General features: G+C 68.8%; 11 protein-coding genes. 6 read left to right on the top strand and 5 right to left on the bottom strand.

Annotated features, from left to right (window positions below; translation table 11 throughout):
• Positions 1-8 precede the first annotated feature (8 nt).
• From pstB to PV646_RS08885, 6 genes are all read left to right on the top strand, one after another.
• Positions 9-785: a phosphate ABC transporter ATP-binding protein PstB gene (gene pstB, locus PV646_RS08910; protein WP_500340955.1), complete on the top strand. Its 777-nt coding sequence runs from the start codon at positions 9-11 to the stop codon at positions 783-785.
• Positions 786-1,063: 278 nt separating this feature from the next.
• Positions 1,064-1,426 carry a hypothetical protein gene (locus PV646_RS08905; protein WP_500340954.1) on the top strand — a complete coding sequence of 121 codons (363 nt, stop codon included), beginning with the start codon at positions 1,064-1,066 and terminating at the stop codon, positions 1,424-1,426.
• Between the two features lie 15 nt (positions 1,427-1,441).
• On the top strand, positions 1,442-1,975 hold the full coding sequence (locus PV646_RS08900; RefSeq protein ID WP_500340953.1) for a DUF3558 family protein: 534 nt from the start codon (positions 1,442-1,444) through the stop codon (positions 1,973-1,975).
• A 15-nt stretch (positions 1,976-1,990) separates the two neighbouring features.
• Positions 1,991-3,511: a hypothetical protein gene (locus PV646_RS08895; RefSeq protein ID WP_500340952.1), complete on the top strand. Its 1,521-nt coding sequence runs from the start codon at positions 1,991-1,993 to the stop codon at positions 3,509-3,511.
• Positions 3,508-4,299: an ESX secretion-associated protein EspG gene (locus PV646_RS08890; RefSeq protein WP_500340951.1), complete on the top strand. Its 792-nt coding sequence runs from the start codon at positions 3,508-3,510 to the stop codon at positions 4,297-4,299. Before PV646_RS08895 ends, PV646_RS08890 begins: the two co-directional genes overlap by 4 nt.
• Before the next feature lie 60 nt (positions 4,300-4,359).
• A complete protein-coding gene (locus PV646_RS08885; protein WP_500340950.1) occupies positions 4,360-5,520 on the top strand; it encodes a hypothetical protein in 1,161 nt (386 codons plus the stop codon).
• A gap of 6 nt (positions 5,521-5,526) precedes the next feature.
• Here the strand turns inward: PV646_RS08885 and phoU are convergent, their stop codons facing one another.
• The 5 genes from phoU to dusB form a co-directional block, all read right to left on the bottom strand.
• On the bottom strand, positions 5,527-6,192 hold the full coding sequence (gene phoU / locus PV646_RS08880; RefSeq protein WP_500340949.1) for a phosphate signaling complex protein PhoU: 666 nt from the start codon (positions 6,190-6,192) through the stop codon (positions 5,527-5,529).
• 72 nt (positions 6,193-6,264) lie between these two features.
• Positions 6,265-9,363, bottom strand: coding sequence for an LCP family protein (locus PV646_RS08875; RefSeq protein WP_500340948.1), 3,099 nt, complete (start codon positions 9,361-9,363; stop codon positions 6,265-6,267).
• Between the two features lie 298 nt (positions 9,364-9,661).
• On the bottom strand, positions 9,662-10,510 hold the full coding sequence (locus tag PV646_RS08870; protein ID WP_500340947.1) for a GGDEF domain-containing protein: 849 nt from the start codon (positions 10,508-10,510) through the stop codon (positions 9,662-9,664).
• Positions 10,511-10,651: 141 nt separating this feature from the next.
• Entirely contained in the window at positions 10,652-11,104 is a 453-nt protein-coding gene (locus tag PV646_RS08865) for a hypothetical protein (RefSeq protein WP_500340946.1), read from the bottom strand.
• On the bottom strand, positions 11,097-12,221 hold the full coding sequence (dusB, locus tag PV646_RS08860) for a tRNA dihydrouridine synthase DusB (RefSeq protein WP_500340945.1): 1,125 nt from the start codon (positions 12,219-12,221) through the stop codon (positions 11,097-11,099). The genes PV646_RS08865 and dusB overlap by 8 nt, the downstream gene beginning before the upstream one ends.
• Positions 12,222-12,243: the final 22 nt, after the last annotated feature.

Here is a 12,243-nt window from a genome sequence, read left to right as displayed (position 1 = left end):
GGGCGGACATGGCCAAGCGACTCGACATCAAGGACCTGAACCTCTTCTACGGCAAGTTCCACGCCGTGGAGAACGTCTCGCTCGCGGTGCCGCCGAAGAACGTCACCGCGTTCATCGGCCCCTCGGGTTGCGGCAAGTCGACCGTGCTCCGGTCGCTCAACCGCATGCACGAGGTAGCCCCCGGCGCCCGCGTCGAGGGCAAGGTGCTGCTCGACGGCGAGGACATCTACACGTCCACCGTGGACCCGGTCGAGGTGCGCCGCACCATCGGCATGGTGTTCCAGCGCCCCAACCCGTTCCCCACGATGTCCATCCGCGACAACGTGGTGGCGGGCCTGCGGCTCTCGGGTGTGAAGGACAAGAAGAAGCTCGACGAGGTGGCGGAGCGCTCGTTGCGCGGCGCCAACCTCTGGAACGAGGTCAAGGACCGGCTCGACAAGCCGGGCGGCGGTCTCTCCGGTGGTCAGCAGCAGCGTCTGTGCATCGCGCGTGCCATCGCGGTGCAGCCCGACGTGCTGCTCATGGACGAGCCCTGCTCGGCCCTGGACCCGATCTCCACGCTGGCGATCGAGGACCTGATCACGGAACTGAAGAAGGAGTACACGATCGTCATCGTGACTCACAACATGCAGCAGGCCGCGCGTGTGTCGGACCAGACCGCGTTCTTCAACCTGCTGGGTGTCGGTCAGCCGGGGCAGCTGATCGAGGTGGACGACACGGAGAAGATCTTCTCCAACCCCACCCAGAAGGCGACCGAGGACTACATCTCGGGCCGGTTCGGCTAAATCCGCGGCGCGAGGCTCGTGCAGAGCTGTCAACCGGCCTGGGCATGCACGCCCAGGCCGGTTTTCGTTTCCCTGGCCTCGGTTGGAATTCGAACCGGCAGTAGTAGTCGTTATCGCGTGGACTTCCTTGATTGGTGAAACCCACACCGGTACTTGTGTCGTCATAGCCGGGACAGACCCCGCCAGATGGCGGTACGGTCCTGTCCGGGAGCGTGTGAGCACAGGGGGTAGTCGTGCGGCCAGCGGACGGCGCGTGGAGCCAGGCGTCGATGCAGTCGATGACCGAAAGCATGCGGGGCTTGAAGGACGCGGCCTCGTCGGGCGGGTTCAAGGTCAGCCAGGAAGGCGCCAAGGCCTACGTCGCCGCCATCCAGCGAGCGTTGGACGACGTCTACGCCATGGACCAGGACTTGAACGATGTTGTTCAAGAGACAAAGCTCGGTACGAGTCCGGATGGAAAGACGCTGAGCAGGTACAACCATGAAGGCGCCACGGGTGGGGCGGGAACTACAGGTATCGTTCCCGCGATCGAGCAGTTGAAGACTGCGCTTGATGACGCGCTTGCGGCGATGAAGACGGTTCTTCAGACATATGAGAATGTCGACAGCAGTAACGCGAGCTCCTTCCGGAACACCGACTGAAAGCCACTGGTGATCATGATTTTGAAGCTACGCGTTGTCTTGCCGGTCGCTGTTCTCGGGCTCGCGCTCTCTGGGTGCTCCAGCGAAGAACCTGGCAAGGCGACTCCTGGAGACACGCCATCGGCGACCACCGCGAGTTCGCCTGCCTCGTCGTCCAGTAACAGCGGCAGCGGCATTGCGAACGTCGACCCGTGTTCGCTGTTGAAGGCGGCTGATGTGGCCAGGCTCAAACTGACGGCTGCGGAAAAAGTGGATGCGAACAGCTGCCAGTGGCGCACTGAGGATCGTACGCTTGTCAGGCTCGGTACCTATGCGACTCAGGGCCTCAAAGACTATGTGCTGGGGCCGAACTCGGAGCCATCTGACATCAAGGTGGGAACGCATGAGGCCAAGCTGATCAAGAAGACGCTTTCTTCTTTTTCGTGTGCGGTCTCTATCGGCCTAACGGCTACTTCACGCGTTGACGTCAATTCAAGTGGTCCTGGCCTGGAAGGGTCCTGCGCGGCGTCGCAGAGCGTCGCCGAGGCGATCGAGCCGAATCTGCCGTAGTTCGGAGGGGGAGCCATGACGTATCCGAATGCGACGACTGGTCCGCAGAGCGCGCCGCAGCCGAACAGCCAGGCGCGGCAGTCCACCTACGCCGGGGACCGCGAAGCCGAGCTGATGCGGGAGTGGGAAGAGGGGCGGAAGAACGACCCCGGCTTCTTCGGTCAGTTCAACAGCATCGCCGACTACTTCAAGTACAAGGCGCAGGCGAACCAGTACCGCGAGGACCAGAACCGCGAACTCCGGCAGCAGGTCGAGACGTACCGGCCGCCGATGAGCAGTGCGTGCTCGTACTACATGGGCTATCCGCACGACCAGCTCAAGGCCATGGTCACGGACAACATGGAGCCCGGCACGGCGAACGCCCAGGGGGCCGCGTTCAACCGGATCGGCAACACGCTGGCCACCCTGCAGGCCGACCTGCAGAACGCGACCACGGTCGCGGGCGACTCCTGGGACGGTGTGGCGGCGAGCAAGGCGCAGGGGTACTTCACCAACGTTGCCGCGTGGTCGGGCAACGCGGCTCAGGCCGCGCAGCTCACCGGTAACCAGCTCTCCCAGCAGGAGCAGGCCGCGAGCCTGGCGAAGCACAGCATGCCGGCGCCGGTTCAGTACAGCACCAAGGACGCGTTGAGGGACTTCTTCTCCGCTCCTCCCTGGGAGGTGGCCGACACGGTCGACAAGATCCAGGCGAAGTTCGACGAGAAGCAGAAGGCCCACGAGGACGCCGCTCAGGTCATGTCGACCATGTCGAGCAGCTTCCAGCAGTCGAGTGCCACGATGCCCGCGTTCGCGGCGCCGCCCACCGTGGCGGACAGCGGCGGTCCCACGCCCCCGCCCACGCCTCCTCCCACGCCCCCACCCCCGCCCTTCAGCCCTCCCCCGAGCCGGCCGAACACCCCGCCGGGCGGCTACACCCCGCCGAGCGGAGTGGGACAGGGCGGTGACAACGGCTCGACGAACCTGTCGCAGGTCGGTCCCGGTGGGTCGACGTACCAGCCAGGAGGGCAGGGCGGCCAGACGGGCCAGAACGGCCTGACCAACGCCAACGGCCCTGGCGGCACAGGGCTTCCCATCGGACCGAACGGCCCGGGTCGCCCCGGCCTGCCTGGACGAACCGGCCCTGGTCTCTCCGGTCAGCAGGGTCCCGGCGGCGGACGTCAGGGCGGGGCCGGCGGCGGCGCTGGCGGTGGTGCCGGAGGTGGCGCAGGCGGCGGCGGTCGTGGGGGCGGCCCTGGCGGCGGTCCTGGCGCGGCTGGCAACTTCGGCGGAGCAGCGGCGGCCAAGGCGGGCTTCGGGCCCGGCGGTTCCGCCGGCGTCATGGGCAACCAGCAGGGAGGGTTCGGTCCCTCCGGCTCGGGTGCCGCGGGACGTGGCGGCCCCTCCGGTGCGGGTGGCATGGGCGGCGGAATGGGTGCAGGCGCCGGCAAGGGGCAGGGCGACGACGACCTCGAGCACAAGGCTCCGTCCTACCTAGTCGAGGCGGACGACGTCTTCGGTGACAACACGATGGTCGCGCCGCCGGTGATCGGTGGGTGACGGTGTACTCGTTCTCGCTGTCCCACGCGGCTGCCGACATCCTCTGGGAGGACCTCAGGCTCGGTAGCCGCCCGTACCCGTTCGACTTTCCCTACTTCGGGCAGACCGACGACGAACGCCGCAGCATTCGCAACGCGGTCTACAACGAACTGGGCAACCGCGGTCTGGCGCGCCGAGGCCGAGTCGTGGGGGAGATCGAGGAAGCGCTGACCTTGCTGGTCCGCTTCGAGTTCGGGGTCAACGCCATCGCGATGTTCGACCCCGACCGCGACGTGCAGTTGCTCGCGAGAGGTGGGGCGGCCGGTGAACAGGCCGCCCTCGCCGTGCTGGACGACCGCATGATGAAGGTCGACCTGATCCGCGCGCCGCAGCTCATCCGGTCCGTTGTGGACCTCGTGCCGAACGAGCGACCAGGCCCAGGACAGTCGTTGAGCATTCCGCGGCCGGTGAAGGAACAGCCGAAGCGCGGACGAGAAGAGGACTACCAGGCCTCTTCCTATCTGAGCAGCGTGCGCACCCAGTCACCCGCCGAATCGCAGACCAGGGCGTTGGAAGCGATCTCCGAACGCCCGCGCCTGAGGGTCGGGCAGTTCGGCGTCGTGGCGAGGAAACGCGACGGGCGGGAACTCCGCGCGCCGCAGGTCGCGTGGTTCGACACGGACCAAGGTCGTTACCTGACGCAGAAGAGGAAAGGTTCCGACGGCCAGGACTGGTTGGTCCAGGCTCCGGCCGACAACGCCCGCATCGCCGCGCAGCTCGCGGGTGAGCTCAACACCCTGATGGCCTGACGGAGGAGCACATCTCCGGCCGGTTCGGCCAAATCCGCGGGGTGGACTAAATTGCTGCGGGTGAGCCCGCAAAGCAAGTCCCGCAAGAAGAAGCAAGGCAAGGCGCCCGGCCGCAGGCCCGAGAACAACTCCCCGTACGGGGCGTTGCTCGAGTCGGCGGCCGCGGTGCGTTCGGAGTCCTGGTTGCTCGCGGACGCCTGGGCCAGCGAGCTCTACGCGACGCTCTGGCTCGCCGGATCCGGCACCGCGCCGTTGATCGAGGCGCTGCAGGAGATGGACGACCCCGCGGCGCTCACCGCGTTGCGCGCGCTCTCCGGCGTGGGCTCCGAGGAAAACCGGGCCGCCTCGGCCGCCGCCGCCGATGTCGTCGCGGCCCGCGGTGTCGCCGAGCCCCCGTGGTTCGTCGCCGGCACCGTCCCGGACTTCCGCGACGCCTTCCTCGTCACGAACCTGCTGGGAGACGTCGAGGTCATCGCGATCACCCAGGAACGCGCGGGCGTCGGCGAGACCGTGCTGTTCATGCGCCAGCCGGTGCTCGGGGCCACCGCGATCGAGCTGTTCTCGACGCCGGACGAGGGCACCGTCGCGCTGCTGGAGGACATGATCGCCTCCACGCCCGACGCGTTCCGCGACGGGATCACCGCCCTGAGCGCCAGCGACGTCTACGACCGCGTGTGGCCGGACGTCGAGCAGTTCTGGGCGGACGGGCCGGACGAGGAGGCCGAGGAGGGCCTCATGGGCGAGGAGGACGTGCGCCACCCCGTGCAGCTGATCGCACTCGCCGACGCCCGTGTGAGCACGCTGGTGCCCACGGAATACGAGATCCCCACGATCAGTCCGGAAAGGACGGACGAGGTCGTCGACGCGTTCTTGGCCTCGGAGCACGGAATCGCCGACGTCGAGGCTGCACGGGCGTTCGCGCGGATCGTCGCTTCCTCTGCGGTGGAACAGAACCGCGATCCCGTCGTCTACGGACCGGCGTCGCTGACCGCCGTGCTGATCCTCGACGTGGCCGCCAAGCTGCACGTGTCCGACGCGGATCTGGCGCTGCTGCCCGAGATCGTGCGGGCGTGGGCGTACTTCACCGTCGACGCGCGGGACCTGCCGCGTGACGAGGCGCGGGCGACGTGGGACGAAGAACTGCCCACCGTGCTCGCCGAGTTCTCCGAGGCTTACGCCGATCCGGAGCTGGTCGCCGAACGCGATGGGCAGTTTCGTTAAGGGACTTTAGAGGTTCTCGTCGCCACCGTAGCCGGGCATCCGGCCGGTGACGACGAAGACCGTGCGCTTGGCGACCGACACGGCGTGGTCGCCGTAGCGCTCGTAGAAGCGGCCGAGCAGCGTCACGTCGACCGCGGCGGCGACGCCGTGCTGCCACTCCTTGTCCATGATCACGGAGAACAGGTGGCGGTGGATGTCGTCCATCGCGTCGTCCTCGTCCTCGAGGGCACGCGCGCGGTCGACGTCCTTGTTGCGGATGATCTCCGCGGCCTCGGTCGCGAGCTTGACCGCGATCTGGCCCATTTCGCTGAAGTACGGCTGAACGTCCTCGGGCAGCGCCGACGCCGGGTGCCGGCGGCGCGCGGCCTTGGCCACGTGCAGCGCCAGGTCGCCCATGCGCTCGACGCTCTCGGCGGCGTGGATCACCGCGAGCACCGTGCGCAGGTCGGTCGCGACCGGTGCCTGCAACGCGAGCAGCGCGTACGACTGCTCCTCGATGCTGGAGCGGACGTCGTCGACCTTCTGGTCACCGCTGATGACCTGCTCGGCCAGACCGAGGTCCGCCTGCAGCAGGGCTGCGGTCGCGTTCTGCATCGCCTCGGCGACCATGCCGGTCATGTCGGCCAGTCGTTCGGCGAGCTCTTCTAGAGAGTCGTGGTAGGCCTCGCGCATGGCGCTCAGCCTACGTCCCGACCATCGCGGCAGCGACATGCCAGGATGAACCCGAGGTGAACCCCAGGCGAATCACTTCGCCGCGCAGGGGTCCTGTGCCGCGTTCACAATGGACAGATCGTTGCCGGGCTGACCTTGCGGTTGTCCCTGCGCGGTGCCCTGCTGGCCACCCGCCTTCGGCGCCTGGACCTTCTCGTCGAAGCCCTTGCCGATCACCAACTGGACCGCGCCGCCCATGTCGGCCGACTCGACCAGTTCCGCACCGGGCACCGCGGCCCTGAGCGTCGCGGCCTTGTTCTCGTTGCCCTTGGCGAACTTGATGATCGTCTTCGGCGCCTGCTCCGGGGCGTTGCCCCGCTTGACGACGTTGAAGCCCTGCTGCTGCAACTGGTTCGCAGTCCTGCCGACGGCGCCGTCGTTCGTCGAGTCGCCGTTGAGCACCTGGATGCTGACTTCCTTGGGATCGACCAGCGTGCCGGGCTGCTGAGCGGGAGCGTTGGCGTCACCGGGTTTCGGGTCGGCCGTCTTCTCCTGCGGCAGCGGCGTTCCGTCGATGATCGTCTGGAACAGCGCCTTGATGTCGTCGTCCTTGAGACGCTCGATGTTGTCGTTGTTCGACTTCGTCGGGCCCTCGTCGGTCCAGTGCGGCATCGTCACGAACGAGACGCGGCCCGCTTCGAGGCTCTGCAACGAGTTCGCGAGCTCCAGCAGTGAGGCGACGTCGATGTTGTCGCCGACCGTGGACTTCGTGAGCGCGTTGATGAAGTTGTTGAGCTTGGTCGGGCTCAGCAGCACCTCGTTGGACAGCGCCTGGCGCAGCATCGCGGACAGGAAACCCTGCTGCCGCTTGATGCGGTCGAAGTCGGTGCCGCTGTCGCCCTGGGCCTGGACCTTGCGGGCGCGGACGTACGACAGCGCCTGGTCACCCTTGAGCACGTGCTTGCCGGCCTTGTCGATCACGACACCGAGCTCGTCGTCGACGATCTTCGTCGGCGTGCAGATCTCCACGCCGCCGATCGCCGTCGACATCTCGCGGAAGCCGTTGAAGTCGATGCTGACGAAGTGGTTGATCTTCAGACCGGTCATCTGGGTCATCATGTTGGCCACGCACTCGGGCCCGCCGTCGTTGTAGACGGAGTTCGCCATGACCCCCTGCGCCGGCGCCAGCGGACCCGCGTACTGCGCGTTGTCCGGGTTGTAGGTGCGGCAGGCCGGACGGTCGACGCGCACGTCACGCGGCAGCGACACGATCACCATGCGCTTACGGTCCTTGGGGATGTGCGCGAGCATGATCACGTCCGACCGCGCGCCACCCTCCTGCGCCTGGGTGCCGACGTTGTCGCCGGCCTTCGCCCCTGCCCTGGTGTCCGAGCCGACCAGCAGGAAGTTCTCGTCACCGAGCTGCTTCTCGGCCTGCTGCACGGCCTGGGAGTTGCCCCCGAGCGCGTCGATCCTCTGGATCTTGGAGTCGGCCCACTTCATGGCGCCCCAGCCGATGCCCGTCGACGTGAACACGACGGCCGCGGCGGCGATCGCGCCGATCCGCGCGGTGCGCATCAACTTGCGTTGCTGCGGCGTGCGGCCGACGGGACGCTGTTCGCCGTCCTCCTCGCTGACAGCGACGGGTTCGGCGTACTGGGTCGCTTCGTCGACGAGATCGTCGTCGTCGCCTTCCTTGACCCACGGCATGAGCTTCGCGCGCCGTTCCTTGCGCTGGCGCTCCTGCTCGAGCAGTTCGTCGTGCACCGCGGAGAACCGCGCGAGAGTGTGGTCGACCTCGCGACGCTTCTTCACGTCGTCGCCGATCGCCTCCATCTCGGTGGTGAGGCTCAGCGGGTCCATCTCTTCGCGCTTCTCGACCTTGGCCACACCCGCCGCCGGAGCGATCTGGGTGGCTTCCGGGCCCGGCGCGTCGGCCTTGGGCTCGTCCACGGGCTCGTTGAGCCTGTTCGCGAGACCGCCGGGGATCGGACGCGGACCACTCGACTCCGCCCTGGGGGGCATCGGCCGGGGACCGCTCGACTCCGCGCGCGACGGCATCGGCTGCCGGCCCGTCACGTCCCCGTTCGGGGGCATGGGGCGGCGGCCGGTTTCCGGCCCCTCGCCGGGGACGGGAGGACGCGGAATGCCGGCGGAAGACGGTGCGTCGCCTGGCAGGAGGCGACGAGGTGCACCGGCTGCGGGGCCTTCCGGCGTCCCTCCTGGCGCGGGGGGACGCTGGAGGCCGTTGGGCTCGCCGGGGACCGGCGGGCGCGGGATTCCGCTCGACGACGGTGCGTCGCCCGGCATGAGCCTGCGCGGCGGTGCCCCGTTCGCCTCGGGTGCCGGTCGGCGGACCGTGCCGTTCGGCAGGCCTGCCTCAGGCGCTCCACCGGGCGCGGGACGCCGCGGGACGCCGTTCGACGAAGGCGCGTCACCCGGAGGCATCCGCCGCGGGTCGCCGGGAGCCGGCGGCCTGGGCATGCCGTTCGCGGCGACGTCACCCGGAACAGGCGGGCGCTTCGGGCCGGGCTGGGAGACCTCACCGGGAGCCGGTGGGCGCGGGACGCCGTTCGACGACGGGACGTCGCCGGGGACGGGCCTGCGCGGCGGGGCGCCCGGGGTGCCGTTCTGGGGAGCGGGGCGCCGGACCGCGCCGTTGGGCTGTCCGGGCTGCTCACCGGGGACCGGACGGCGCTGCATGCCCGTCGCGTCGGGCCTCGGGCGCTGACCGGTCTGCTCACCGGGAACCCGGTAGGCGCCGCTCTGCTCGGGGTTCTGAGCCGGGGGCTGGGCAGGCCTCGGCCGCGGTCCGGTGCTCTCACCGGGTGCGGGCCTCGGGCGCTGACCGGCACCGTTCGGCTCGGCGGGCGCGTCGTTCCTGCGCCGCCTGCCGGCCGGGTCGCCGGTGAAGTTCTGCGGGGCGGCCTGCTCCGGCCGCGGGCGCGTGCCCGTCTGCTCACCAGGCCGGTGAGCTGCGGGCGGCTGCTGCCGCGGTGCCTGAGGAGGCTGCTGCTGGTGGACCGGGGGATCAGGCAGTGCACGCCTGCCGGTGGCCGCCGGTGGTTCGGGCAGGGCACGCCTGCCTGTCGTGGGTTCCTCGGGCAAGCCTGGCGGGACGGGCCGGGGGATGTTCGTCCTGCTGTGCTGCTCGATGAGCTCCGAGACGCTCAGGCCCCCAGAGCCTTCCATCGAGCGACGTCTACGGCCGGTCGGCTGGTCGTGCTGGGGATCCTGATCACCACGGGAAGAGGGGCCGCCACGTCGGGGGTCGTCGGGCACCCAATCTCCCTTCTGGGTCAGAAGCAAAAGCGGTTCGTCATTACGAAGTGACGACGACCGGGACACAAGGGTTGCATCACCGGCGTGTCAGTTGCGCCCGCGATACTACGGATGTAGGCGAGATCTGACGACCACTCCGGGTGATACAGCTGCGATCTGTACGCGATTACGAGTAGGACGCTTGCCCTGAACGGGTGAGCCAGGTCACTCAGTAGTAACCGAGAACACGTGTTTCGGTGATCGCACGCCTGCCCGAGGCAGCTCCTGCGAGGCGAACCCGTCCGTCGGCACGGTACGCCACCGCGTTGCGTCCCGACTGCTTGGCCGTGTAGAGGAGACTGTCGGCGCGCAGCAACTGCTGCTCGGCGCTGACCGCCGGACGTTCCGGCGCCTCGCCCGCGGCGGGCTCGTAGGCGAGGCCCGCGCTCACGGTCACACGAAGCCCCGGCGCGACGTCCCCCCAGGGGTGACGCTCGACACGTTCGCGGGCAGCCTCGGCGACCTCCACGGCGCTGGAGGCGTCGACACGGGGCAGCACGAGCACGAACTCCTCGCCGCCGTAGCGGGCGCAGAAGGCACCCTCCGGCAGGTCCTGCTGCAGCAGTTCGACCACGCGCTGCAGCACCCGGTCGCCCAGGAGGTGGCCGAAGGTGTCGTTGACCTGCTTGAACCAGTCCAGGTCGATCAGGGCGATGGCGAGCCCGTGCCGGCACGCTCCGTGCTCGGTCAGCAGGTCCATCAGCCGTTGGTCGAGGTAACGGCGGTTGTAGGAGTCGGTGAGGCTGTCGCGCAGGCTCTGCTCGCGTGCCTCGGCGTGCTCCCGGCGCAGCAGTTCGACCTCGCGGCGCAGCTGTTCCGGAACGTGCGGCTCCTCGACCTGGTCCGCGTGGACGAGGTCGAGCGCGGAACGCAGGTGCTGGTACGCCTGGCGCCACTGGCCGCGGGAGGCGAGCAACGTCGCGATGGACTCGTGCAGCCCCACCAGGCCGGGACCCTGCTTGTCGACTGGGGCGTCGGCCTGCTGGGTCTCTGCGGTCTCGGGTCGCATCGCGGTCATCGCGGTCACCTCCTTACCTGCCAGGTGTCGTCCCCGGAGAGGCGGCGCTTGAGCTAGAAGGACGCGTCCGGGCGGGATTTCCCCCGTCCGGTTGACCGTCAACTGCTCCGATCCAGTGAGCTTGGAAGATCAACAACCCGTTCAGCCACCGAGGCAGGGCGCGAACCCGTACACCTCGTCGTCCAGGAGCACGACGTGCATCGACCCGATCTGGCTGCCGATCGTCTGGTCCTGCTGGCGCAGCGTGATCGTGACGGCGACGACGTAGACGTCACCGCGGGGATGGACCTTCTCACCAGGGGGTGCCCAGTCGGCGTCCATGCGCAGCGTCGTCCACGTCGGGTCGACCCTGATGGTCGCGCCGCGCAGGTCGCACGCCTTCTGCCGGAAGTCCGGGTGCTGTGTGTCCCTGAGGAGCTTCGCCTGCTGCGCCGGGCTCTCGTCCCCCGCCTTGTTGACGCGGGCGTAGTAGTCCTTGAACTTGACGCGGTCGCCGTCGCTGAGCTGCACCGGCCGTGCCGTGCCCGCGACCGGCCCGCCACAGCCCGCGAGAAGCGCGAGCGCGGCGAAGAGGACCACGATGCGTCTAGCCACCGGAGTGCATCACGTCCGCGCCAGACGGAACGGTGGCGTCCTCGGGGTCGTCCAGCCACCCCTCGGGCAGCACGACCTTCGCCGACGAACCCTGCCTGCCGCGCGGCCCCTCGGCGTTCTCGGGGAACGGCACGCTCCCGTCGAGCGTGCCGATGAGGTCGTCCAGCTCCTGCAGGCTCGACACCATCGCGAACGCCCTGCGCGTGTCCCCGCCGACCGGGAAGCCGTGCCAGTACCAGGCCATGTGCTTGCGCAGGTCACGCAGACCCTTGTGCTCACCGTCGTGCGCCGCGAGCAGTTGGGCGTGCCGGCGCAGGACCTCGGCGACCTCACCGAGGCTCGGTCCCTCAGGAATCGGCTCGCCGCGGAACGCCGCCTGCAGGTCGCGGAAGAGCCACGGTCGGCCGAGACACCCACGCCCGACGACCACGCCGTCGCAGCCGGTCTCGGCGACCATGTCGAGCGCGTCCTGGGCGCTGAAGATGTCACCGTTGCCCAGCACCGGAATGCTGGTGACGGCCTCCTTGAGCCGCGCGATGGCCGTCCAGTCCGCCTTGCCGGAGTACCGCTGCGACGCAGTGCGCGCGTGCAGTGCCACGGCCTGTGCGCCCTCGTCCTGGGCGATGCGGCCAGCGTCGAGGTACGTGAGGTGGTCGTCGTCGATGCCGATGCGGAACTTGACGGTGACCGGCATGTCCCCGGCGTTGCGGACCGCGGCCCGCACGATCTGCCGGAACAGCTCGCGCTTGTACGGCAGCGCGGCGCCACCACCCTTGCGCGTCACCTTGGGCACCGGGCAGCCGAAGTTCATGTCCATGTGGTCCGCGAGGTTCTCGTCCACGATCATCTTCGTGGCCTCGCCGACGTTCTTCGGGTCCACGCCGTAGAGCTGCATCGACCGGGGGCTCTCGCCCTCGTCGAACGTGATCATGTGCATGGTCATCGCGTCCCGCTCGACCAGGGCACGCGCGGTGATCATCTCGCAGACGTAGAGCCCGGCCCCGTACTGACGGCACAGCTGCCGGAACGCCACGTTGGTGATGCCGGCCATGGGGGCCAGCACAACGGGCGGGTCGACGGCGAACGGGCCGATCTTCAGCGTGGAGGGAACGGACACGCCCTTCAGGTTACGGCACTGA

Source organism: Streptomyces sp. ID05-26A, assembly GCF_033794685.1.
In the GTDB taxonomy this organism is placed as follows: domain Bacteria; phylum Actinomycetota; class Actinomycetes; order Mycobacteriales; family Pseudonocardiaceae; genus Lentzea.
Note: the sequence above shows the minus strand (reverse complement) of the source record. Positions and strands in the feature narration are given on the sequence as shown.